The sequence below is a fragment of the Streptomyces sp. NBC_00083 genome (genome assembly GCF_026343295.1).
Classification (GTDB): domain Bacteria; phylum Actinomycetota; class Actinomycetes; order Streptomycetales; family Streptomycetaceae; genus Streptomyces.
The window spans coordinates 2,333,273-2,356,905 of sequence record NZ_JAPELY010000001.1; the positions used below are offsets into that span (position 1 = coordinate 2,333,273).

14 protein-coding genes and 3 rRNA genes are annotated in these 23,633 nt (G+C 67.7%); 13 read left to right on the top strand and 4 right to left on the bottom strand.

Annotation, left to right across the window (positions count from 1 at the left end):
* Nucleotides 1-20: 20 nt before the first annotated feature.
* Entirely contained in the window at nucleotides 21-2,375 is a 2,355-nt protein-coding gene (locus OOJ98_RS10310; protein ID WP_267054318.1) for a glycoside hydrolase family 31 protein, read from the bottom strand.
* 217 nt (nucleotides 2,376-2,592) lie between these two features.
* Between OOJ98_RS10310 and OOJ98_RS10315 the strand changes: the two genes are divergently transcribed.
* A complete protein-coding gene (locus OOJ98_RS10315) occupies nucleotides 2,593-4,581 on the top strand; it encodes an acetoacetate--CoA ligase (RefSeq protein ID WP_267054319.1) in 1,989 nt (662 codons plus the stop codon).
* Here OOJ98_RS10315 and OOJ98_RS10320 read toward each other — a convergent pair whose 3' ends face one another.
* On the bottom strand, nucleotides 4,582-5,901 hold the full coding sequence (locus OOJ98_RS10320; RefSeq protein ID WP_267054320.1) for an aminotransferase class I/II-fold pyridoxal phosphate-dependent enzyme: 1,320 nt from the start codon (nucleotides 5,899-5,901) through the stop codon (nucleotides 4,582-4,584).
* A gap of 112 nt (nucleotides 5,902-6,013) precedes the next feature.
* Between OOJ98_RS10320 and OOJ98_RS10325 the strand changes: the two genes are divergently transcribed.
* Together OOJ98_RS10325 and OOJ98_RS10330 are read left to right on the top strand one after the other, a co-directional pair.
* Nucleotides 6,014-7,222: an MFS transporter gene (locus OOJ98_RS10325; protein WP_267054321.1), complete on the top strand. Its 1,209-nt coding sequence runs from the start codon at nucleotides 6,014-6,016 to the stop codon at nucleotides 7,220-7,222.
* 24 nt (nucleotides 7,223-7,246) lie between these two features.
* Nucleotides 7,247-8,131 carry a hypothetical protein gene (locus OOJ98_RS10330; RefSeq protein ID WP_267054322.1) on the top strand — a complete coding sequence of 295 codons (885 nt, stop codon included), beginning with the start codon at nucleotides 7,247-7,249 and terminating at the stop codon, nucleotides 8,129-8,131.
* Nucleotides 8,132-8,230: 99 nt separating this feature from the next.
* On the opposite strand, the gene ptsP is transcribed toward OOJ98_RS10330, so the two are convergent.
* Together ptsP and OOJ98_RS10340 are read right to left on the bottom strand one after the other, a co-directional pair.
* The gene (ptsP, locus tag OOJ98_RS10335; protein WP_267054323.1) at nucleotides 8,231-9,901 is read right to left on the bottom strand and encodes a phosphoenolpyruvate--protein phosphotransferase; all 1,671 of its coding nucleotides are present in this window, start codon (nucleotides 9,899-9,901) and stop codon (nucleotides 8,231-8,233) included.
* Between the two features lie 82 nt (nucleotides 9,902-9,983).
* Nucleotides 9,984-10,433 carry a PTS glucose transporter subunit IIA gene (locus OOJ98_RS10340; RefSeq protein WP_267054324.1) on the bottom strand — a complete coding sequence of 150 codons (450 nt, stop codon included), beginning with the start codon at nucleotides 10,431-10,433 and terminating at the stop codon, nucleotides 9,984-9,986.
* 686 nt (nucleotides 10,434-11,119) lie between these two features.
* Here OOJ98_RS10340 and OOJ98_RS10345 point away from each other — a divergent pair.
* The 10 genes from OOJ98_RS10345 to OOJ98_RS10390 all read left to right on the top strand — a co-directional run bounded on the left by OOJ98_RS10345 (nucleotide 11,120) and on the right by OOJ98_RS10390 (nucleotide 23,624).
* A 16S ribosomal RNA gene (locus tag OOJ98_RS10345) occupies nucleotides 11,120-12,645 on the top strand.
* Nucleotides 12,646-12,930: 285 nt separating this feature from the next.
* Nucleotides 12,931-16,054: ribosomal RNA gene (locus tag OOJ98_RS10350) — 23S ribosomal RNA — on the top strand.
* Between the two features lie 89 nt (nucleotides 16,055-16,143).
* Nucleotides 16,144-16,260, top strand: a 5S ribosomal RNA gene (gene rrf, locus OOJ98_RS10355).
* The 16S, 23S and 5S rRNA genes sit together here, the layout of an rRNA operon.
* Nucleotides 16,261-16,445: 185 nt before the next feature.
* Nucleotides 16,446-17,054, top strand: coding sequence for a CDP-alcohol phosphatidyltransferase family protein (locus OOJ98_RS10360; protein ID WP_267054325.1), 609 nt, complete (start codon nucleotides 16,446-16,448; stop codon nucleotides 17,052-17,054).
* A gap of 115 nt (nucleotides 17,055-17,169) precedes the next feature.
* Nucleotides 17,170-19,665, top strand: coding sequence for a mannose-1-phosphate guanyltransferase (locus OOJ98_RS10365; RefSeq protein WP_267054326.1), 2,496 nt, complete (start codon nucleotides 17,170-17,172; stop codon nucleotides 19,663-19,665).
* Between the two features lie 97 nt (nucleotides 19,666-19,762).
* Complete coding sequence (locus OOJ98_RS10370) at nucleotides 19,763-20,686, top strand: DUF881 domain-containing protein (RefSeq protein ID WP_267054327.1); 924 nt, start codon at nucleotides 19,763-19,765, stop codon at nucleotides 20,684-20,686.
* Nucleotides 20,683-21,015: a small basic family protein gene (locus OOJ98_RS10375; RefSeq protein WP_003970459.1), complete on the top strand. Its 333-nt coding sequence runs from the start codon at nucleotides 20,683-20,685 to the stop codon at nucleotides 21,013-21,015. Before OOJ98_RS10370 ends, OOJ98_RS10375 begins: the two co-directional genes overlap by 4 nt.
* The gene (locus OOJ98_RS10380) at nucleotides 21,012-21,830 is read left to right on the top strand and encodes a DUF881 domain-containing protein (protein ID WP_267055589.1); all 819 of its coding nucleotides are present in this window, start codon (nucleotides 21,012-21,014) and stop codon (nucleotides 21,828-21,830) included. Before OOJ98_RS10375 ends, OOJ98_RS10380 begins: the two co-directional genes overlap by 4 nt.
* Before the next feature lie 82 nt (nucleotides 21,831-21,912).
* Nucleotides 21,913-22,857 (top strand): FHA domain-containing protein, encoded by a 945-nt coding sequence (locus tag OOJ98_RS10385; RefSeq protein WP_267055590.1) that lies wholly within the window; start codon nucleotides 21,913-21,915, stop codon nucleotides 22,855-22,857.
* Nucleotides 22,858-22,877: 20 nt separating this feature from the next.
* On the top strand, nucleotides 22,878-23,624 hold the full coding sequence (locus OOJ98_RS10390; RefSeq protein ID WP_267054328.1) for a MerR family transcriptional regulator: 747 nt from the start codon (nucleotides 22,878-22,880) through the stop codon (nucleotides 23,622-23,624).
* Nucleotides 23,625-23,633 lie beyond the last annotated feature (9 nt).

A 23,633-nucleotide genomic window follows, 5' to 3' on the forward strand; every position in this document is an offset into this window, starting at 1 on the left:
GCGCCGCACCCGACGGCGTTTCAGCGCGCCGCCCCGCGCACCCGCACCGGGTACCCGACCTCGACGTCCGGGCCGCCCGCGACCCGCTCCACCACCACACGGCCGTCGACGACCCGCGTCGAGAAACGCTCCACCCGCGCGGGCTCCCAGCCGTCGCCCCGGTCCCGCACCACGAGGCCGCCGCCGGTGCGGCCGGCGGCCGGCGCCCACACCTCCAGCTCCAGGCCCCCGTCCTCGCCGCGTACCGGGAGCACCGACCCCGCTCGGGCGAGCACCGGAATCCGGGAGAGGGGAGCGTCCAGCAGCACTTGGCCGGGGCCGTCGTGGGCCTTGCCCGTCGCGGTGTCGTACCAGCGCCCGCGCGGCAACCGCACCGCCCGCCGGTCCGCACCCCGCTCGAAGACCGGGGCCACGAGCAGCGCGTCGCCCAGCAGGAAGGCGTCCTCGCACGCACGCAGCGCCCGGTCGCCGGGCGCGCCCCACCACAGTGGGCGCACATAGGGGGCACCCGTCATGCGCGCCAGCTGGGCCAGCGTCTCGAAGTACGGGTGCAGCCGCCGCCGTTCGGCCAGCGCCGCCCGTGCCCCTTCGAGGACCGCGGGCCCGAACTCCCAGGGCTCGCGCCGCCCCGCCCACTTCGCGGAGTGCGTACGGAACAGCGGCATCCAGGCGCCGAGCTGGAACCAGCGCAGATACAGCTCGGGGGAGGGCGTGCCGGTGAAGCCGCCCACATCGGGCCCGGAATAGGGCACCCCGCACAGGCCGAGGCCCAGGACGAGGGAGAGCGAGGCGCGCAGACCGGGCCAGCCCGTCGTCACATCGCCCGACCAGGCGCCGCCGTAGCGCTGCATCCCGGCCCAGCCCGAACGCGAGAAGAGGAAGGGGCGCTCCTCGGGCCGCAGCCGGCACAGCCCCTCGTAGCCGGCCCGCGCCATCGAGAGGCCGTACACGTTGTGGGCCTCCCGGTGGTCGCCGCCATGGCCCTCCAGCTCGTGCCGGGCCGATCGGGGCAGCGTCGGATCGCCGAAGGGCGCGAAGGACACCGGCTCGTTCATGTCGTGCCACACCCCGGCGAACCCCTGGTCGAGCCGCTCCCGGTAGAGCCCGCCCCACCAGGCGCGTGCCTCCGGGTCGGTGAAGTCCGGATAGGCGCACTCCCCGGGCCACACCTGACCGCGCACCTCACGGCCCCGGGCATCCTTGACGAAGGCCCCGGCGGCGAGACCGCCCTCGTACACCGCGTTCCCGCGCTCCGCCCGGACGGCGGGGTCGACGATGGAGACCAGCCGCACCCCGTCCTTCGCCAGGTCCTCGGCCAGCCGCGGCAGCGCCGGGAAGGCGTGCCGGTCGACGGTGAAGACCTGGTGGGCGTCGAGGTGGTCGATGTCGAGGTGGAGCGCGGAGAGCGGCAGGCCGCGCTCGCCGTACCCGGCGGCGATCCGCCGCACCTCGCGCTCGCTGCCGAACCCCCAGCGGGCGTGCTGGGGGCCGAGGGCCCAGGACGGCGGCAGCGCGGGCGCGCCGGTGAGCGCCGTCCAGCCCTGCAGGACCCGGGCCGGGGTGCCCGCCACCACCCAGCACCGCAACGGACCCCCGTCCATGCGCAGCTCGCTCCCGCCCGGCCGGTCGTGGCCCGAGCCCGCGCCCTCCTCTCCCTCACGCAGCAGCACCCGGCCGTCCCAGGTGTTGTCGTAGAACGCGAGGTGGGTCCCCGCGTCCGCGACCACCAGCTGCACCGGCATGGTGATGTACAGCGGGTCGTCCCCGGGACCGAACGCGCCCCCCGGGTCGGTGTTCCACAGGCGGTACGAGCCGTCCCGCAGACGGGGCCCGCCGGAGCGCCCGCCGAGCCCGAAGAACCGTGCGTCGGCGGGCACTTCGGACCGCTGGAGCCACCGCGCATGGCCTCCGCCGACCGGCTCCCACCAGCGCGGCGCAAGCTCACGGCGCAGTACGCCGCCGCCCGGCGCGCACACCTCCACCGCGCCGTGCCGGGAGATGACCAAGGTCAGCCGCTCGGACACCACCCGCCAGCCGCCGTTCTTGTCCGGCTCCAGGACGGCCCGCGCATCCGGCTCCGGCGCCCGGCCGCCCAGGGCGTACGACGGCTCGGGCTCCGCTCCGTCCCAGCCCCAGAACACCGCGCCGCCCACGGTGACCCGCACCCGGAGCTCGGAACGCGCGAAGCGCACCACGCCACCGCCCGGACTCGGCTCGGCCCCCGTCACCGCCCCCGGCACCCTGGCCCGCTCGGGGCCGCGCGCCGGCAGGTCCCGTGCGTCCGTGCGGCGCCGCAGCAGGGCCGAGCGCAGAGCCCGCAACCCGTGCACCGAGCCGACCGCCTTCACCGAGCGCACCAGGTCATCGCCGTTCATGCAGCTCACCCTGCCACCCGGGCGGCTCCGTGCGCGGTGTGTTCGGCTGCCGTTCACCTGTGGTGGCGCCATATGAGCGGCCCCCCGACTATGGGGGGAACACCCTGGTGCGGAAGACGATCACATGGCATCGTCCCTTCCAGCCGCCTCACGCGCACACCCCTCGCGTGTGTGCGGGAAACACGCAGACCACGCGTTACAGCCCGGGAGCCGACCGATGACCTCAGCAGCGAACCCCGATCCGCAGTCCGCGCCCCTGTGGCAGCCGGACTCCGACCGCATCGCCGCCGCGCGGATCACCCGCTTCCAGGCCTGGGCCGCGGAGCGCTACGGGGCGCCGGCCGAGGGCGGATACCCGGCTCTCCACCGCTGGTCCGTCGCCGAACTCGACACCTTCTGGCAAGCCGTCGCCGACTGGTTCGACATCCGCTTCTCCTCCCCGTACGAAGCTGTCCTTGCCGATCGAACGATGCCCGGAGCCCAGTGGTTCCCGGGCGCCACCCTGAACTACGCCGAACACGCGCTGCGCGCCGCCGAGGACCCGGCGCGGGCCGGCGCCCCCGCGCTGCTGCACGTCGACGAGACCCACGAGCCCGTGGAGATCAGCTGGGGCGAGCTGCGCCGCCAGGTCGGCTCGCTCGCGGCCGAACTGCGCGCCCTGGGCGTCCGCCCCGGCGACCGGGTGAGCGGCTACCTGCCCAACGTGCCGCAGGCGGTCACCGCGTTCCTGGCATCGGCCGCCGTCGGCGCGGTGTGGACCTCGTGCGCCCCCGACTTCGGCGCCCGCAGCGTCCTGGACCGCTTCCAACAGGTCGAACCCGTGGTCCTGTTCACCGTCGACGGATACCGCTACGGCGGCAAGGAGCACGACCGCACCGACGTCGTGGCGGAACTGCGCCGCGACCTGCCCACGCTGCGGGCCGTCGTGCACATCCCGCTGCTCGGCACGCCGGCCCCCGAGGGCACCCTGGAGTGGTCCGCGCTCACCGGCGGTGACACGGAACCCGTCTTCGAGCAGGTGCCCTTCGGCCACCCCCTGTGGGTGCTCTACTCGTCCGGCACGACGGGGCTGCCCAAGGCGATCGTGCAGTCCCAGGGCGGCATCCTGCTCGAACACTTCAAGCAGCTCGGGCTGCACTGCGACCTCGGCCCCGAGGACCGTTTCTTCTGGTACACCTCGACCGGCTGGATGATGTGGAACTTCCTCGTCTCCGGCCTGCTCACCGGCACCACCGTCGTCCTGTACGACGGCAGCCCCGGCCACCCCGACACGGGCGCCCAGTGGGGTGTCGCGGAGCGCACCGGAGCCACCCTGTTCGGCACGTCGGCCGCGTACGTGATGGCGTGCCGCAAGGCGGAGGTGCACCCGGGGCGCGACTTCGACCTGTCCCGCGTCAAGGGCGTGGCGACCACGGGCTCGCCGCTGCCGCCCGACGGGTTCCGCTGGCTCCACGACGAGGTGCGCGAGGACCTGTGGATCGCCTCGGTCAGCGGCGGCACCGACGTCTGCTCCTGTTTCGCGGGAGCGGTCCCGACACTCCCCGTGCACATCGGCGAGCTCCAGGCACCCTGTCTCGGCACCGACCTCCAGGCCTGGGACGCGCAGGGCAGGCCCGTCATCGGCGAGGTCGGCGAACTCGTCGTCACCAACCCCATGCCGTCCATGCCGATCCGCTTCTGGAACGACCCCGACGGCAGCCGCTACCACGACAGTTACTTCGACATGTTCCCCGGCGTATGGCGGCACGGCGACTGGATCACCCTCACCGACCACGGCTCGGTGATCATCCACGGCCGCTCCGACTCGACCCTCAACCGCCAGGGCGTGCGCATGGGTTCGGCCGACATCTACGAGGTCGTCGAACGGCTCCCGGAGATCCGCGAATCGCTCGTCATCGGCCTCGAAGAGCCCGACGGCGGCTACTGGATGCCGCTGTTCGTCCACCTCGCCGACGGGGCCGCACTGGACGACGCCCTGCGGACCAGGATCAAGCAGGCGATCCGTGAGCAGCTCTCACCCCGGCACGTCCCCGACGAGATCATCGAGGCGCCCGGAGTTCCGCACACCCTCACCGGCAAGCGCATCGAGGTGCCCGTGAAGCGGCTGCTCCAAGGAGCGGCCCTCGACAAGGCCGTCAACCCCGGGTCGGTGGACGACCTGGACCTGCTGCGGTTCTACGAGGACATCGCCCGCAAGCGCGGCTGATCAGCCCCCGTAGGTGGCCTCGGACTCGCCCAGCGCGTCCGCGAAGTCCGAGGCCAGCCGCGCGGCCCGCGCGGTCTCCAGGCCGGCCACGGTGACCCGCACGCCGGGCGCCGCGGCCATGCGGAAGCGGGCCCCGGCCGCCACCCACCAGCCGCGCGTGCGCAGCCCGTTGACGACGGCGGACTCGTCGCGCACCGGCACCCACACGTTCATCCCGCTCGCCCCGTGCGCCGCGATCCCACGCTCCGCGAGGGCCGCGACGAACGCCGCGCGGCGCTTCTCGTAGGCGACCTCCGCCCGCTCCACCAGGAGCCGCGCCGACGGATCGTCGAACAGGGCGAGGACGGCGGCCTGCAGCAGATGGCTCACCCAGCCGGAGGTGAGCAGGAGCCGCCCGTCGTGCCGCGCCAGCGTCACCGGATCGCACGCGGCGGCCGCCCACCGCAGGTCCGTGCCCAGGTACTTGGTCACGGTCCGCACCTGGGCCCACCGGGAAAGCCCGCCCTCCGTAAGGGAGTTGAGCTCCGCTCCCGCGATCTCGGCGGCATGGTCGTTCTCGATCACCAGCACCTCGGGTGCCTGTCGGAGCACGTCGACCAATGCGTCACGCCGCGCCGCCGAGAAGTGCCCTCCGTACGGATTCTGCGCCCGCGGGCTGCACACGACGGCCCGCGCACCGGCGCGCAGCGCATCGCGCAGCCCCTGGGGGCGCATCCCCTCGTCGTCCACCGCGACCGCGATCGTGCGCAGCCCCATGGCCTGCAGCAGATCGAGCAGATGGTGGTAGCCGGGGTCCTCCATGGCCACCGCGTCCCCGGGGCGCAGCTCCGTAGCGAGCAGTCGCGCGATGCAGTCAAGGGCTCCGTGGGCGAACGTCACGCAGTCGGACGGGACCCCGTCGCCGTCGAACCAGGCGCGCGCCCGCTCCTCCAGGCCCGGCAGCCGGGGCGTGGCGCGGTGCGATCGCGGCCCGGTCGGTGGCGCCACCAGCGCCGGCAGGTCCGGCAGGAACGCGAAGTCGGGGTGGCCGCCCGCCAGATCCCGCAGCCCTTCGGGCACCTTGGGCGGCCGGCGGGAAGCCACCGCGGGCGCCGCCGCCACCACGGTGCCGCCGCGGCCCCGCGTGACCACCACACCGCGCTGCCGCAGCTCCTTGTAGGCGGTCGCGACCGTGCCGGGGCTCACCGCCAGTTCGTCGGCGAGCCGGCGTACCGGAGGGAGCGCGTCGCCCGGACCGAGGCCGCCCTCGGCGACCGCGCGCTCGATGGACGCGGCAATGCCCTTGGCTGTCGTACCGGCGATCGAATATTGTGCTGCCACGTAATGAACTATGTATCAATACATAACTGTAGGTCAAGGGGGAACAATGAACGGGAGCCGCCGGCGGGCCGCGCTGTGGGAACGCGTTCCAGGAGGCGCTGATGGGCGCCGCATGCTCTCCGTCGCCTTCGTCGACCGGACCGGCAGCGGACTGTGGGAAGCCGTCTCCGTCCTCTACTTCAGCGACGTCGCCGGACTCTCGCTCGGCCAGATCGGCACCCTGGTGGCCGTCTCGGGAGCCGTCGGCATAGCGGGCGCCCCCATCGGCGGGCGCATCGCGGACCGGCTGCCCCTGACCCGCGTACTCATCGGCCTCCAAGTGGTCCGCGCCCTGGCCGCGTTCGCGCTCCTGACCACCGACCACTTCGCCCTGCTGCTCCTGTTCGCCTCCATAGGAAGCTTCGGCGACCGCTCCGCCAATGTCCTCACCAAGCTGTACGCCGCCCGGATCGCGGGCCCCGGCCGCGTGCGCTACCAGGCCGTCAGCCGGACCGTCGCGAACGCGGGATGGGCCGTCGGCGGCCTGGCCGCGGCGGGAGCCCTCGCCATCGGCTCGGCCTCCGCCTACGCATGGCTCCTGGCCGGCAACGCCCTGTCGTTCCTCGGCTCCGCCCTCATCACCGCGCTCTGCGCCGAGCCCACGGCGCCTTCCCGCACCATCGCCAAGTCCGGCGACCCGGCGGTCGCACCCCGGGCGGCCACCCCCTGGCGGGACCGCCGCTATCTGGCATTCGTGGTCACCGAGACCGTGCTCTTCCTCGACGACGCCGTGTTCAAGGTCGGCCTCCCGCTCTGGACGGTGCACGCCACCGACGCCCCCCACGGCCTCGTCCCGTTGCTCATGGTCATCAACAACGTGATGGTGGTGGGCCTCCAAGTGCCCCTCGCGCGATTCGGCACCACCACCCCGGCCGCCCGCCGACTGCTGCTCCCGCTCTCAGCGATCTTCGCGCTCGCGGGAGTGGCGATCGCGGCCTCCACCGCGCACGGAGCCGGCCCGGCCACCGCCTTCCTCGTGACCGCGACCGCCGCCTTCACCCTCGCCGAGATCATCCACGCCACCGTCTCCTGGGAACTCTCGATCGCGCTCGCCCCCGACGACGCACAAGGGGCCTACCTCGGCGTCCACGGCCTCGCCCAGTCCGTCCAGCGCAGCATCGGCCCCCTCGCCGTCACCGCGGCGATCGCCACCGGCCCGGCGGGCTGGCTCACCTTCGGCGCGGTCATCGCCGGGACCTGCCTGGCACAGCACCGCCTGGTGCGCCCGCGACCCGCGCCAACGGCACTGTCAGTGGCGGCGGTTACGGTGAGTGAGCATTGATGGACACCGTGCTCAGGGGGAAACATGGCGCACACGCACCACATCAAGGCCATCCGGCGCACACTCCGCCGTGAGATGCCGGGCACCGTCGGCCTCCTCGCCGACGCCCACGACTTCACGGCCATGACGCGATACCGGTCCTTCGCCTTCGACGACCACACCGCCTACCTGCGCCAGGTCGAAGGCCTGCTGCGCGCACGCGCCGCGCAGGGCGCACACACCACGGTCGCGCTCTTCGACCCGGACGAGTTCACCGAATTCTGTACGGCCAACGGCCTCGATCCGGACACGGCGGACAGCCGTACACGCTTCACGGCCGAACTGGCGGCGGGCGGCGCCTGCGTGGCCTACGCGGGCCAGCCCATCGACAGCCTCGTCCCGCACCTCATCAACAAGGCCGTCCGCAAAGCCACATGGGAGTACGCCACACTTCTTCTGGCCGAGGCGGGGGAGTGCGCCGAATGCGGCCAGGACATCGGCCGCTCCGCCTTCGACCGCGCCTCCCACCTCCTGCTCAACCTCCTGGAGGCGGCCGGCCCCGGCACCCACCACCTCGTGTGCAGCATCCCCGCGCGGGACGACCAGCTCATCAGCGTCCTGCACGCACACCGCGAGGGAGGAGACCCGGCACACCTCGACGAAGGCGACGCCGCGGAATTCGTGACCGTCCTCGCCGCGGGCATCGCCCTGCACAGCACCGGCGGCCTGGTACTGCGCACGAGCGCACCGGGCGTCCCCGACCGCCTGTACGGCTGGCGCCTCCAGCACGACCGGCTCGATCCGCTGACCGAGGGCGAGGTCTTCAGCGCCTACTGCACCGACGCGGAGACCGGCGAGCCCGTGGCCCCCGAACCCGGCGTCGACTACCGGGCCGGCTTCCCCATCGACCAGCCCGACAGCCGCCACTGAAGGAAACGGAAGGCGACTGAAAGAAGGGGAAACAGAAGAGGGGCTCCCCGCCGCATCGCGACGGGAAGCCCCTCCCACACCGGTCTCACGACCGCCCGGTCACTCGCCGGACAGCACCGCCTGCGCGGCCTTGCGCGCGTCCTCGGCAGTGTCCGCGGCACGCGCCGCCGACGCCGCACGCTCGCACTGCGCCAGCGTGTGCTTCGCCAGCGTCGCGCGCACATAGGGAATGGACGCCGCGCCCATCGACAGGCTGGTCACACCAAGACCCGTCAGGACACATGCCAGCAGCGGATCGGAGGCAGCCTCGCCACAGACACCACAGCTCTTGCCCTCGGCCTTGGCGGCCTCGGCGGACATCGAGATCAGGTCGAGCAGCGCGGGCTGCCACGGGTCCTGGAGCCGGGACACCGCGCCGACCTGACGGTCCGCCGCGAAGGCGTACTGCGCCAGGTCGTTGGTGCCGAGCGACAGGAACTCGACCTCCTGCAGGATCGAACGCGCCCGCAGCGCGGCGGACGGAATCTCCACCATCGCGCCGAACTTCGCCCGCAGCCCCGCCTCACGGCACGCGTCGGCGAACGCCTTCGCGTCCGTACGGTCGGCCACCATCGGGGCCATGACCTCAAGGTAGACGGGCAGCCCCTCGGCGGCCTTGGCCAGCGCGGTCAGCTGCGTCCGCAGCACCTCGGGGTGGTCGAGCAGCGACCGCAGACCCCGCACGCCGAGCGCCGGATTGGGCTCGTCGGCAGGGGTCAGGAAGTCGAGCGGCTTGTCGGCGCCCGCGTCCAGGACCCGCACCACGACACGTCCCTCGGGGAACGCTTCGAGCACCTTGCGGTACGCCTCGACCTGCTTGTCCTCGGACGGTGCCTTGGCGGAGTCGTCCAGGAAGAGGAACTCGGTACGGAACAGACCGACGCCCTCGGCGCCGGCCTCCACCGCGGCCGGCACGTCCGCGGGACCGCCGACGTTGGCGAGCAGCGGAACCTTGTGGCCGTCCGACGTCGCGCCCGGACCCGACGACGCGGTCAGCGCCGCCTTCCGCGCGGCGGCGGACCGTTCGAGCTCGGCCCGCTTCTCCTCGCTCGGGTCCACGAAGATCTCACCCGTGCTGCCGTCGACAGCGACCAGCGTGCCTTCGGCCAGCTCACCGGCGCCCGGCAGGGCCACGATCGCGGGAACACCGAGCGCCCGCGCCAGAATGGCGCTGTGGCTGGTGGGCCCGCCCTCCTCGGTCACGAAGCCGAGCACGAGCGCCGGGTCGAGCAGCGCCGTGTCGGCGGGCGCGAGGTCCCGCGCGATGAGCACATACGGCTCGTCGCTGTCCGGCACACCCGGCATGGGCACGCCCAGCAGACGCGCCACGATCCGGTTCCGTACGTCGTCGAGGTCGGCGACGCGCCCCGCCATGTACTCGCCCGCACCCGCGAGGAGCTCGCGGTAGTGCGAGAAGGCGTCGTACACGGCCCGCTCGGCCGTGCTGCCGACGACGATGCGCCGGTCGACATCGGACATCAGCTCGGGGTCCTGGGCGATCATCGCCTGGGCCTCCAGCACGGCCTGCGCCTCACCGCCGGCCAGATTGCCGCGCGCCATCAGGTCGGCGGCCACAGCTTCCACGGCTTGGCGGGCGCGCCCCTGTTCGCGTCCGTGCTCCGATGCCGGAATCTGCTTGGCAGGCGGCTCGAGAACCGCCGTACCCATGTGCCGAACCTCGCCGATCGCCACACCGTGGCTCACGCCGACGCCTCGCAGCGTTGTCTCCATCTCACCGTCTCCGATAGTCGCGGCGGCCGGTGCCGCCGCCGTTGTTGTCCGTCAAGCGCGCGCCGTCACAGCGGCGCCGGCGTCACTGCCAGCCGAAGAGCGCGTCGCCGGCCTTCACGTCGCCGCTGTCAACGACATCGGAGAGGGAGTCAGCGGTGGCCTCGAGAGCCACGATGGGACAGATGGGGGACTTGCCGGCGGCCTCGACGGCGGCCGGGTTCCAGCGCACGACCTCCTGGCCGCGCGTCACGGTGTCCCCCTTGTTGACGAGGAGCTCGAAGCCCTCGCCGTTGAGCTGAACGGTGTCGATTCCGAGGTGCGTCAGCACACCGTGGCCTTCGCCGTCGACGACGACGAACGCGTGCGGGTGCAGGGACACAACGACGCCGTCCACGGGCGCCACGGCCGCCGACGGCTCACGAACGGGATCAATAGCGGTGCCGGGGCCCACCATCGCGCCGGAGAAGACGGGGTCGGGCACTGCAGCGAGCCCGATGGCCTGTCCGGAAAGTGGGGACGTCACGCTAGTCATGGGGAGCCTCCCAGGGGCGGAGCTTCAAGTGTCGCCGTCACTACCTGTCCTGGACGGCGTACTGTTCAGAAGCGTAAGTCATAAGAAGTCCTAGTTCCGCACGACAGGTGCCGTTAGGTACTGGTTGACGGACCTAGGTGCACACCGGAAACGATTTGCCTCAACTCCCGGTGGCCTGTACTGTCGTACTCCTGCCTGACCCCATCACGACACTGTGATTCGGCGGTCGGCGGCACCTACCAAGTCCCGATCCTAACCCGGATTTCCGACTGCGCATGCCTGCGAAGACGGTGGTGCGGAAGACGGAAAAGACTTGCTAGAGTCTGAATCGCCGGAAAGCCGAAAGGCCGGAAAGCGAATACCCCGCTCCAGCGGGTGGCGGAAACGAGAAATCGAGTCTGCTAGGCTGGAAACACGAAATACCGAAGGGAAGCGCCCGGAGGAAAGCCCGAGAGGGTGAGTACAAAGGAAGCGTCCGTTCCTTGAGAACTCAACAGCGTGCCAAAAGTCAACGCCAGATTGACAACCCCGTCTCCACTTCGGTGGGACGAGGTTCCTTTGAAAAGTCCTGCACGCCCTTGTGGTGGGCAGGCAATTACACAGCGAGGACGCTGTGGACGGGCCGCCTTATTCCGGTGGTTCCGTCCCGCTCTTACGTGATGTGTGCACCCGATTACGGGTAAACATTCATGGAGAGTTTGATCCTGGCTCAGGACGAACGCTGGCGGCGTGCTTAACACATGCAAGTCGAACGATGAAGCCCTTCGGGGTGGATTAGTGGCGAACGGGTGAGTAACACGTGGGCAATCTGCCCTTCACTCTGGGACAAGCCCTGGAAACGGGGTCTAATACCGGATAATACTCCTCAGGGCATCTTGAGGGGTTAAAAGCTCCGGCGGTGAAGGATGAGCCCGCGGCCTATCAGCTTGTTGGTGGGGTAATGGCCTACCAAGGCGACGACGGGTAGCCGGCCTGAGAGGGCGACCGGCCACACTGGGACTGAGACACGGCCCAGACTCCTACGGGAGGCAGCAGTGGGGAATATTGCACAATGGGCGAAAGCCTGATGCAGCGACGCCGCGTGAGGGATGACGGCCTTCGGGTTGTAAACCTCTTTCAGCAGGGAAGAAGCGAAAGTGACGGTACCTGCAGAAGAAGCGCCGGCTAACTACGTGCCAGCAGCCGCGGTAATACGTAGGGCGCAAGCGTTGTCCGGAATTATTGGGCGTAAAGAGCTCGTAGGCGGCTTGTCACGTCGGATGTGAAAGCCCGGGGCTTAACCCCGGGTCTGCATTCGATACGGGCTAGCTAGAGTGTGGTAGGGGAGATCGGAATTCCTGGTGTAGCGGTGAAATGCGCAGATATCAGGAGGAACACCGGTGGCGAAGGCGGATCTCTGGGCCATTACTGACGCTGAGGAGCGAAAGCGTGGGGAGCGAACAGGATTAGATACCCTGGTAGTCCACGCCGTAAACGTTGGGAACTAGGTGTTGGCGACATTCCACGTCGTCGGTGCCGCAGCTAACGCATTAAGTTCCCCGCCTGGGGAGTACGGCCGCAAGGCTAAAACTCAAAGGAATTGACGGGGGCCCGCACAAGCAGCGGAGCATGTGGCTTAATTCGACGCAACGCGAAGAACCTTACCAAGGCTTGACATATACCGGAAACGGCTAGAGATAGTCGCCCCCTTGTGGTCGGTATACAGGTGGTGCATGGCTGTCGTCAGCTCGTGTCGTGAGATGTTGGGTTAAGTCCCGCAACGAGCGCAACCCTTGTTCTGTGTTGCCAGCATGCCCTTCGGGGTGATGGGGACTCACAGGAGACTGCCGGGGTCAACTCGGAGGAAGGTGGGGACGACGTCAAGTCATCATGCCCCTTATGTCTTGGGCTGCACACGTGCTACAATGGCCGGTACAAAGAGCTGCGATGCCGCGAGGCGGAGCGAATCTCAAAAAGCCGGTCTCAGTTCGGATTGGGGTCTGCAACTCGACCCCATGAAGTCGGAGTTGCTAGTAATCGCAGATCAGCATTGCTGCGGTGAATACGTTCCCGGGCCTTGTACACACCGCCCGTCACGTCACGAAAGTCGGTAACACCCGAAGCCGGTGGCCCAACCCCTTGTGGGAGGGAGCTGTCGAAGGTGGGACTGGCGATTGGGACGAAGTCGTAACAAGGTAGCCGTACCGGAAGGTGCGGCTGGATCACCTCCTTTCTAAGGAGCACAGCACCGTCTGCAGACAAATGTTCTGCACGGTCAGCTCATGGGTGGAACGTTGACTATTCGGCACAGTTCAGTTGGATGAGTTTTGCGAGTACTGCTTCGGCGTGGAAAGCGGACACATCGACTGGCTGGGCCGGGCACGCTGTTGGGTATCTGAAGGTACGGGCTTAACCGCCTGGTCTTCGGTCGCCGGCCCCAGTGCACTCACCAGGTTCTGGTGGGGTGATGGGTGGTTGGTCGTTGTTTGAGAACTGCACAGTGGACGCGAGCATCTGTGGCCAAGTTTTTAAGGGCGCACGGTGGATGCCTTGGCACCAGGAACCGATGAAGGACGTGGGAGGCCACGATAGTCCCCGGGGAGCCGTCAACCAGGCTTTGATCCGGGGGTTTCCGAATGGGGAAACCCGGCAGTCGTCATGGGCTGTCACCCATACCTGAACACATAGGGTATGTGGAGGGAACGAGGGGAAGTGAAACATCTCAGTACCCTCAGGAAGAGAAAACAACCGTGATTCCGGGAGTAGTGGCGAGCGAAACCGGATGAGGCCAAACCGTATGCGTGTGATACCCGGCAGGGGTTGCGCATGCGGGGTTGTGGGATCTCTCTTCTGTCGTCTGCCGGCGACAGGACGAGTCAGAAACCGTTGATGTAGGCGAAGGACATGCGAAAGGTCCGGCGTAGAGGGTAAGACCCCCGTAGCTGAAACATCAACGGCTCGTTTGAGAGACACCCAAGTAGCACGGGGCCCGAGAAATCCCGTGTGAATCTGGCGGGACCACCCGCTAAGCCTAAATATTCCCTGGTGACCGATAGCGGATAGTACCGTGAGGGAATGGTGAAAAGTACCGCGGGAGCGGAGTGAAATAGTACCTGAAACCGTGTGCCTACAAGCCGTGGGAGCGTCGCGCATTGAGTTTACTCAATGCGTCGTGACTGCGTGCCTTTTGAAGAATGAGCCTGCGAGTTAGCGGTGTGTAGCGAGGTTAACCCGTGTGGGGAAGCCGTAGCGAAAGCGAGTCCGAATAGGGCGACATAGTTGCACGCTCTAGACCCGAAGCGGAGTGATCTAGCCATGGGCAGGTTGAAGCGGCTGTAAGAGGTCGTGGAGGACCGAACCCACCAGGGTTGAAAACCTGGGGGATGACCTGTGGTTAGGGGTGAAAGGCCAATCAAACTCCGTGATAGCTGGTTCTCCCCGAAATGCATTTAGGTGCAGCGTCGTGTGTTTCTTGCCGGAGGTAGAGCACTGGATAGGCGATGGGCCCTACCGGGTTACTGACCTTAGCCAAACTCCGAATGCCGGTAAGTGAGAGCACGGCAGTGAGACTGTGGGGGATAAGCTCCATGGTCGAGAGGGAAACAGCCCAGAGCATCGACTAAGGCCCCTAAGCGTACGCTAAGTGGGAAAGGATGTGGAGTCGCAGAGACAACCAGGAGGTTGGCTTAGAAGCAGCCACCCTTGAAAGAGTGCGTAATAGCTCACTGGTCAAGTGATTCCGCGCCGACAATGTAGCGGGGCTCAAGCGTACCGCCGAAGTCGTGTCATTCCAGCATATAGGGCCAACGCCTGCTGGGATGGGTAGGGGAGCGTCGTGTGCCGGGTGAAGCTGCAGCGGAAGCTAGTGGTGGACGGTTCACGAGTGAGAATGCAGGCATGAGTAGCGATACACACGTGAGAAACGTGTGCGCCGATTGACTAAGGGTTCCTGGGTCAAGCTGATCTGCCCAGGGTAAGTCGGGACCTAAGGCGAGGCCGACAGGCGTAGTCGATGGACAACCGGTTGATATTCCGGTACCCGCTTTGAAACGCCCAATACTGAATCAGGCGATGCTAAGCCCGTGAAGCCGTTCCGGACCCTTCGGGGAAAGGAAAGTGGTGGAGCCGGTGACCCAGACTTGTAGTAGGTAAGCGATGGGGTGACGCAGGAAGGTAGTCCAACCCGGGCGGTGGTTGTCCCGGGGTAAGGGTGTAGCCCGTCATCTAGGCAAATCCGGATGACATATAAGGGTGAGACCTGATGCCGAGCCGATTGTGGTGAAGTGGATGATCCTATGCTGTCGAGAAAAGCCTCTAGCGAGTTTCATGGCGGCCCGTACCCTAAACCGACTCAGGTGGTCAGGTAGAGAATACCGAGGCGTTCGGGTGAACTATGGTTAAGGAACTCGGCAAAATGCCCCCGTAACTTCGGGAGAAGGGGGCCATCACCGGTGATGAGATTTACTCTCTGAGCTGGGGGTGGCCGCAGAGACCAGCGAGAAGCGACTGTTTACTAAAAACACAGGTCCGTGCGAAGCCGTAAGGCGATGTATACGGACTGACGCCTGCCCGGTGCTGGAACGTTAAGGGGACCGGTTAGTGACCTTTCGGGGTTGCGAAGCTGAGAACTTAAGCGCCAGTAAACGGCGGTGGTAACTATAACCATCCTAAGGTAGCGAAATTCCTTGTCGGGTAAGTTCCGACCTGCACGAATGGCGTAACGACTTCTCGACTGTCTCAACCATAGGCCCGGTGAAATTGCACTACGAGTAAAGATGCTCGTTTCGCGCAGCAGGACGGAAAGACCCCGGGACCTTTACTACAGTTTGATATTGGTGTTCGGTTCGGCTTGTGTAGGATAGGTGGGAGACTTTGAAGCGGCCACGCCAGTGGTTGTGGAGTCGTCGTTGAAATACCACTCTGGTCGTGCTGGATGTCTAACCTCGGTCCGTGATCCGGATCAGGGACAGTGTCTGATGGGTAGTTTAACTGGGGCGGTTGCCTCCTAAAGAGTAACGGAGGCGCCCAAAGGTTCCCTCAGCCTGGTTGGCAATCAGGTGTTGAGTGTAAGTGCACAAGGGAGCTTGACTGTGAGACCGACGGGTCGAGCAGGGACGAAAGTCGGGACTAGTGATCCGGCGGTGGCTTGTGGAAGCGCCGTCGCTCAACGGATAAAAGGTACCCCGGGGATAACAGGCTGATCTTCCCCAAGAGTCCATATCGACGGGATGGTTTGGCACCTCGATGTCGGCTCGTCGCATCCTGGGGCTGGAGTCGGTCCCAAGGGTTGGGCTGTTCGCCCATTAAAGCGGTACGCGAGCTGGGTTTAGAACGTCGTGAGACAGTTCGGTCCCTATCCGCTGCGCGCGCAGGAACATTGAGAAGGGCTGTCCCTAGTACGAGAGGACCGGGACGGACGAACCTCTGGTGTGCCAGTTGTCCTGCCAAGGGCATGGCTGGTTGGCTACGTTCGGAAAGGATAACCGCTGAAAGCATCTAAGCGGGAAGCCTGCTTCGAGATGAGTGTTCCCACCTCCTTGAGAGGGTAAGGCTCCCAGTAGACGACTGGGTTGATAGGCCAGATGTGGAAGCCCGGTAACGGGTGGAGCTGACTGGTACTAATAGGCCGAGGGCTTGTCCTCAGTTGCTCGCGTCCACTGTGTTTGTTCTGAAGCAATGAACTCCCGCATGCCCTTTGGGTGTGTGCTGGTCGAGTTCAACTTCATAGTGTTTCGGTGGTCATAGCGTTAGGGAAACGCCCGGTTACATTCCGAACCCGGAAGCTAAGCCTTTCAGCGCCGATGGTACTGCAGGGGGGACCCTGTGGGAGAGTAGGACGCCGCCGAACAAATTTTAGGGGAAAGCCCCGCACTAGATCCGTTCTTACGGGTCACGGTGCGGGGCTTTTTCGCGTTTTGGGCCTTTTAGGAGAGGCCGGCCGTCTGTGGCCCGTACCCCCTGTGCATCCGTTGGCCCTCGCTGACGGTAGGGTCGGGGAGCATCGTCGGCACATTTCCCACAGGAGGCCCCCGGGTGGAGGTCCAGGAGACTCGCGTTCAGACGGACCGGGTGCTCACCATCCCCAATATCCTCAGCATGGCGCGCCTGGTGGGCGTTCCGCTCTTCCTGTGGCTGATTCTGCGTCCCGTCTTCGGTGGACCGAACAGTGATGGCTGGGCCCTGCTGGTGCTGGCGCTGAGCGGTGTCAGTGACTACTTGGACGGCAAGCTGGCCCGTCGCTGGAACCAGATCAGCAATCTGGGCCGACTGCTCGACCCGGCCGCCGACCGGTTGTACATCCTTTCCACGCTGGTCGGTCTCACCTGGCGAGAGATCCTTCCGATTTGGTTGACCGCGGCGCTCGTCGCCCGCGAGCTGATGCTTCTGGTGATGGTGGGAATCCTCCGCCGGCACGGCTATCCGCCGCCCCAGGTGAACTTCCTGGGCAAGGCGGCTACGTTCAACCTGATGTACGCCTTCCCGTTGCTGCTGCTCAGCGACGGCAGCGGTTGGCTGCCTTCGCTCGCAACGATTTTCGGATGGGCGTTCACCGGATGGGGTACAACTCTGTATTGGTGGGCAGGAATCCTGTATGTGGTTCAGGTCCGCCGGCTGGTGAAGGCGGACGAAGCGGCCGACTGAGCTCGGCGTCCACGGTCCCCGGCAGAGAGCCGGCAGCACCGCGCGGCGCCACAGGGACTGCCCCTCAGGGCGAAGTCGGCAAGACCGTCGTCTCTTGTAGGAGGACGTTTCCGACATGAAGGCCGTCGTGATGGCTGGTGGCGAGGGCACACGCCTTCGTCCCATGACTTCGAGCATGCCCAAGCCGCTCCTGCCGGTCGTCAACCGGCCGATCATGGAGCACGTGCTGCGGCTGCTCAAGCGGCATGGGCTCAATGAGACCGTCGTGACCGTGCAGTTCCTGGCGTCCCTGGTCAGGAACTATTTCGGTGACGGCGAAGAGCTCGGCATGGAGCTCACCTATGCCAATGAGGAAAAGCCCCTCGGTACTGCGGGCAGCGTCAAGAATGCCGAGGAAGCCCTCAAGGACGATGCCTTCCTGGTCATCTCCGGTGACGCCCTCACCGACTTCGACCTCACCGACCTCATCAACTTCCACAAGGAGAAGGGCGCACTCGTCACGGTGTGCCTGACCCGAGTGCCCAATCCTCTTGAATTCGGCATCACCATTGTCGACGAAGAGGGAAAGGTCGAGCGCTTCCTGGAGAAGCCGACGTGGGGCCAGGTGTTCTCGGACACCGTGAACACGGGCATCTACGTCATGGAGCCCGAGGTATTCAACTACGTCGAGGCCGACAAGTCCGTCGACTGGTCCGGAGACGTCTTCCCGCAGCTGATGAAGGAAGGCAAGCCGATCTACGGCTATGTCGCCGAGGGCTACTGGGAGGACGTGGGCACGCACGAGAGCTACGTCAAGGCGCAGGCCGACGTGCTCGAAGGCAAGGTCGACGTCGACATCGACGGTTTCGAGATCTCGCCGGGCGTATGGGTGGCGGAAGGCGCCGAGGTCCACCCCGACGCCGTGCTCCGCGGCCCCCTCTACATCGGGGACTACGCGAAGGTCGAAGCGGATGTGGAGATCCGCGAGCACACCGTCGTCGGGTCGAACGTCGTCGTGAAGAGCGGGGCCTTTCTCCACAAGGCCGTCGTCCACGACAACGTCTACATCGGCCAGCACAGCAATCTCCGCGGCTGTGTGATCGGCAAGAACACCGACATCATGCGGGCCGCCCGCATCGAGGACGGCGCCGTCATCGGCGACGAGTGCCTCGTCGGCGAGGAATCGATCGTCCAGGGGAACGTCCGGGTCTACCCCTTCAAGACCGTCGAGGCCGGTGCCTTCGTCAACACGTCGGTGATCTGGGAGTCCAGAGGCCAGGCCCATCTCTTCGGCGCCCGGGGTGTCTCCGGCATCCTCAACGTGGAGATCACCCCGGAGCTCGCGGTCCGTCTCGCCGGTGCGTACGCGACGACGCTCAAGAAGGGGTCGACCGTCACCACGGCGCGTGACCACTCCCGTGGTGCGCGTGCGCTGAAGCGTGCCGTCATCTCGGCGCTGCAGGCCAGTGCCATAGACGTACGGGACCTGGAGAACGTGCCGCTGCCGGTCGCGCGCGAGCAGACCGCGCGGGGCACCGCGGGCGGCATCATGATCCGCACGTCGCCCGGTGTGCCGGACTCGGTGGACATCATGTTCTTCGACGAGCGGGGCGCGGACCTCTCCCAGGCGGGGCAGCGCAAGCTCGACCGCGTCTATGCGCGCCAGGAGTACCGGCGGGCCTTCCCGGGTGAGATCGGCGACCTGCAGTTCCCCTCCAGCGTCTTCGACTCGTACACCGGGTCCCTACTGCGCAAGGCCGACACCACCGGCATCGCGGAGGCCGGTCTCAAGGTCGTCGTCGACGCGTCCAACGGCAGTGCCGGGCTCGTGCTGCCCAGCCTGCTCGGCCGGCTCAAGGTGGACTCGCTGGTCATCAACCCGGGTCTCGACGAGTCCCGGCCGACGGAGTCCGTCGAGGGACGGCGCGCCGGGCTCGTACGGCTCGGAGAGATCGTCGCATCGGCCAGGGCCGCGTTCGGTGTGCGGTTCGACCCCGTCGGTGAGCGGCTCTCGCTGGTCGACGAGCGCGGCCGGATCGTGGAGGACGACCGGGCCCTCCTGGTCATGCTGGACCTGGTCGCGGCCGAGCGGCGCAGCGGGCGGGTGGCGCTCCCCGTGACGACCACCAGGATCGCCGAGCAGGTCGCGGCGTACCACGGCACCCAGGTCGACTGGACGACGACGTCGCCGGACGATCTGACGCGGGTGGGCCGCGAGGAGACCACGATCTTCGGCGGCGACGGGCGCGGCGGGTTCATCGTGCCGGAGTTCAGCAGCGTCTTCGACGGGGCGGCGGCGTTCGTGCGCCTCCTCGGTCTCGTGGCGCGTACCCAGCTCACGCTGAGCCAGATCGACGCGCGGATCCCGCAGGCCCATGTGCTGCGGCGGGACATTCCCACGCCGTGGGCGGTCAAGGGCATGGTGATGCGCCGGGTCGTGGAGGCGGCCGGTGGCCGGTCCGTGGACACCACGGACGGCGTACGGGTCGTCGAGGCGGACGGGCGCTGGGTGATGGTGCTGCCCGACCCGGCCGAGGCCGTCACCCATCTGTGGGCCGAGGGGCCGGACGACGTATCGGCTCAGGCGCTCCTCGACGAATGGGCCGCGGTGGTCGACAGCGCAGGTCACTGAGGTCATAGGGGTGTGCCGGGCCGGCCCGGGGGCCGCGGCCCGGCACACCGGTGGGGCCATTCGGTGGTAGCGGGGCCGACGTGCGACGATGTGCGGCATGTCGCAGCAGCCCCCCGTTCGGAGCACGCCGTCTCCGCCCCCGCGCCCCGACGCGTCGATGTCGCTGCTGACCAACGTCATGGACCACGCGCTCGACGACGGGTACGCCGAGGCGACCGCGCGCCGTGCGGCCGAGGGCGGGGCCGGACTGCCCCGCACCCTGCGCGCCAAGCTCGCGCTCGCCGGCGGTCTCGTGCTGGCCGCGCTGGTGGTGACGGTCGGGGCGGCCCAGGCCCGCATCACCGCCCCCGTCGTGGCCAAGGAACGCCAAGAGCTGATCAACCGGGTCGAGTCGGAGACCAAGGCGGCCGACAAGCTCCAGGACGATGTGGACGGTCTGCGGACCGAGGTCGGTGACCGCCAGCGCAAGGCGCTGGAGAAGCACGGCGGCGACCAGGGCGAGCTCGTGGCGCTGCTCTCCGGTGCGACCGAGGTGCACGGCCCGGGGGTGAAACTGGTCGTGGACGACGCCAAGGAGACCGTTCAGGGCGACGGCAGCCGGCCACGCGAGAGCACGACGTTCGCGGATACCGGCCGGGTCCGGGACCGCGACATGCAGCGTGTGATCAACGGGCTGTGGCAGTCGGGCGCGGAGGCGATCGCCATCAACGGGCAGCGTCTGACATCGTTTTCGGCGATCCGGGCCGCGGGCGACGCCATACTGGTCGACAACAGGCCACTGGTGCCGCCGTATACGGTGCTCGCGGTGGGCGACGGAAAGAAGCTCAGCACGGCCTTCCAGGACAGCGCGGACGGCCAGTACCTGCATGTGCTGGAGCAGAACTACGGGATCAGGGCGAACATTTCGACCGAGTCCGACGTGCGTCTGCCGGCGGCACCGAGCCTGACCGTACGGACAGCACAACCAATGGCCACGGGCGCCACCAAGGGCGCGGCCGACACAGGGAAGGGCACATCGTGATCGCCGTACTTGGCCTCGTCGTGGGAGTCGTGGTCGGACTTTTGGTCCGGCCCGAGGTGCCCGCGGTGGTCGAGCCGTATCTGCCGATCGCCGTGGTGGCGGCACTCGACGCGGTCTTCGGCGGGCTTCGCGCCATGCTCGACGGCATCTTCGTCGACAAGGTCTTCGTCGTCTCCTTCCTGTCGAACGTCGTGGTCGCGGCCCTGATCGTCTTCCTGGGTGACAAGTTGGGCGTCGGCGCACAGCTGTCGACCGGTGTGGTCGTCGTGCTGGGCATCCGGATCTTCTCCAACGCGGCCGCCATCCGCCGCCACGTCTTCAGGGCCTGAAGCCGATGAGCGACGTGGGGAACACCGGTCCGGGTGACGGCGACGAGGAACAGCCCGTCGTCACGCCGAGTGAACCGAGCGGAGGCGGGCCCGATCTGACGGGACGCCAGCGACTGGCCGCGGGGCTGTGGCCGCCGCGGGTCAGCCGGGCGCAGCTCATCGTGGCGCTGCTGCTGTTCGTCCTCGGCCTGGGCCTCGCCATCCAGGTCCGTTCCAACAGCGACAACAGCGCGCTGCGCGGCGCCCGCCAGGAGGACCTGGTGCGCATCCTGGACGAACTGGATTCGCGTACCAAGCGTCTGGAGGACGAGAAGCAGCGTCTGGACGGCCAGCGCACCGAGCTGGAGACCAGCTCCAACCAGGCGGAAGAGGCACGCAAGCAGACCGTGGAGAAGGAGCGGCAGCTCGGCATCCTGGCCGGCACGGTCGCGGCGCAGGGGCCCGGCATCACGCTCACGATCAGCGACCCGAAGGGCGCCGTGGAGTCCGACAAGGTACTTGACACCGTGCAGGAGCTGCGCGCTGCAGGGGCCGAGGCGATCCAGATCAACGACGTCCGTGTAGTGGCCAACACCTACTTCTCGGACGAGGCCGGTGGCATCGGCGTCGACGGAACCAAGGTGAGCGCGCCGTACGTCTTCAAGGTCATCGGCAGGCCGCAGGATCTCGAGCCGGCGCTCAACATCCCCGGCGGAGTGGTGCAGACTCTGGAGAAGGAGCAGGCCACCGCCACTGTGGTCCGCTCGGAGAAGATCGTTGTGAACGCCTTGCGGGCCGCGAAGCGGCCTGACTACGCTCAGTCGTCATCGCACTGATGGGGGCGCGCATGAGGGCTGTCGGACAAGAGCAGAAGGTTGCGGGGGGTCGCCGCTCCGTAACAGTGCTGCGTGGTGGAAACTGTTTGGCGGATACGGACGTTGTGAGGATGTCCGGGTCGGCCGGTGTGTTGATTCTGGGTTCGTCCTGCCCCACGGGCGGGTCTATTTCGGTCAAGGGGAATCGCCCGTGAAGTTGTTTGCGAAGTTGTTCGGCAAGAGCGCACGCCAGGACGGCGGCAGCGCCGCCAGGCACCGTGCTCAGCGCCCCGACGGGCCGGAGGAGCAGGGCGGCGAGCGCCCGCTCTTCCGCGACGAGGTGACGGGTTCCGGTGGTGACATTCCGGGCGCGTCGTCTGTTGACCCTGCGGGTGCAGGGCGCATAGGTTTCGGGGATCCGTCAGCCTCAAGTACGGGTGGAGGGTTTGGCTCCGACCCGTACGCCACCAGTGCCCACGCGGTGCCGCCGCGGCAGGAGGATCCGTCGATGTCGGGCTTGCCTGTTTGTACGAGGTGTGGGCACAGCAACCCCGCAGCCAGCCGGTTCTGCTCCAACTGTGGCGCCCCGCTGCGCCCGGGTGTCGTTCCGGAGCGTGCCTCCGAGACCACCTCGACCATCTCGATCTCGGGCCTGGAGGCGTACGACGCCGAGGTGACGGGTCAGACGCAGCTGCCGTCGCTCTCCCCGGAGGCACAGGCGGCGGTCGACGCCCTTCCGCTGGGCTCGGCGCTCCTGGTGGTGCGGCGTGGGCCGAACTCGGGAAGCCGCTTCCTGCTGGACGGCGAGCTGACCACGGCCGGCCGTCACCCGCAGAGCGACATCTTCCTGGACGACGTGACGGTCTCGCGCCGCCACGTGGAGTTCCGGCGGGGTGCCGACGGGCGCTTCACGGTCTCCGACGTCGGCAGCCTCAACGGTACGTACGTGAACCGTGAGCGGATCGACGCCGTGGACCTGGCCAATGGCGACGAGGTCCAGATCGGGAAGTACCGGCTGGTCTTCTACGCGAGCCAGCGCGCTCTCTGAGAACCGGCCAGGGAAGGTCCATGCTGCAGACACCGACGGGCGGTGCCGGATCGGGCACCGCCACCGCGGGCGGCCGGCTGATGAGCATCGGCGGCGTGCTCAACCAGTTGCGCGACGAATTCCCCGAAGTGACGATCTCGAAGATCCGCTTCCTGGAGTCCGAGGGCCTGGTCGAGCCGCGGCGTACGCCATCGGGGTACCGCAAGTTCACCGCGGACGACGTGGAGCGGCTGGCTCAGGTGCTGCGCATGCAGCGGGACCACTATCTGCCGCTCCGGGTCATCCGTGAGCACCTGGACGCCCTCAGCCGCGGTGAACAGCCCTCCCTGCCCGCACCCGGCGGTTCCCGGGAGCCGTTCGACGCGCTGGGCGAGCAGCCGGACCAGGACCGGCCCACGGCGGCCCGCGTGGGCCGGGCGGAGCTGATGGCGGCCGCCGAGGTCGGCGAGGCGGAGCTGGCCGAATGGGAGTCGTACGGCCTGCTCACCGAGGGGCCCGAGGGCGGCTTCGACGCCGAGTCGGTGAACGTGGCCCGTCTTGTGGCGGATCTGGGGCGATTTGGTCTGGAACCTCGTCACCTGCGGGCCATGAAGGCCGCCGCGGACCGTGAGGCGGGGCTGGTCGAGCAGGTCGTCGCACCCCTGCGATTGCACCGCAATCCGCAGACCAGAGCCCATGCGGAGGCCACCACGAAGGAGCTCGCGGCGCTCTCCGTCCGGCTCCACGCGGCGCTCGTACAGACCGCCCTGGGTGTCCGGCTTCACTGATCTTGTAGG

Excerpts from the sequence above, each read along its gene's own strand:
- OOJ98_RS10310 (WP_267054318.1), bottom strand. The coding sequence starts at position 2,375 with ATGAACGGCGATGACCTGGTGCGCTCGGTGAAGGCGGTCGGCTCGGTG.
- OOJ98_RS10315 (WP_267054319.1), top strand. The coding sequence starts at position 2,593 with ATGACCTCAGCAGCGAACCCCGATCCGCAGTCCGCGCCCCTGTGGCAG.
- OOJ98_RS10325 (WP_267054321.1), top strand. The coding sequence starts at position 6,014 with ATGCTCTCCGTCGCCTTCGTCGACCGGACCGGCAGCGGACTGTGGGAA.
- OOJ98_RS10330 (WP_267054322.1), top strand. The coding sequence starts at position 7,247 with ATGGCGCACACGCACCACATCAAGGCCATCCGGCGCACACTCCGCCGT.
- ptsP (WP_267054323.1), bottom strand. The coding sequence starts at position 9,901 with ATGGAGACAACGCTGCGAGGCGTCGGCGTGAGCCACGGTGTGGCGATC.
- OOJ98_RS10340 (WP_267054324.1), bottom strand. The coding sequence starts at position 10,433 with ATGACTAGCGTGACGTCCCCACTTTCCGGACAGGCCATCGGGCTCGCT.
- OOJ98_RS10365 (WP_267054326.1), top strand. The coding sequence starts at position 17,170 with ATGAAGGCCGTCGTGATGGCTGGTGGCGAGGGCACACGCCTTCGTCCC.
- OOJ98_RS10370 (WP_267054327.1), top strand. The coding sequence starts at position 19,763 with ATGTCGCAGCAGCCCCCCGTTCGGAGCACGCCGTCTCCGCCCCCGCGC.
- OOJ98_RS10390 (WP_267054328.1), top strand. The coding sequence starts at position 22,878 with ATGCTGCAGACACCGACGGGCGGTGCCGGATCGGGCACCGCCACCGCG.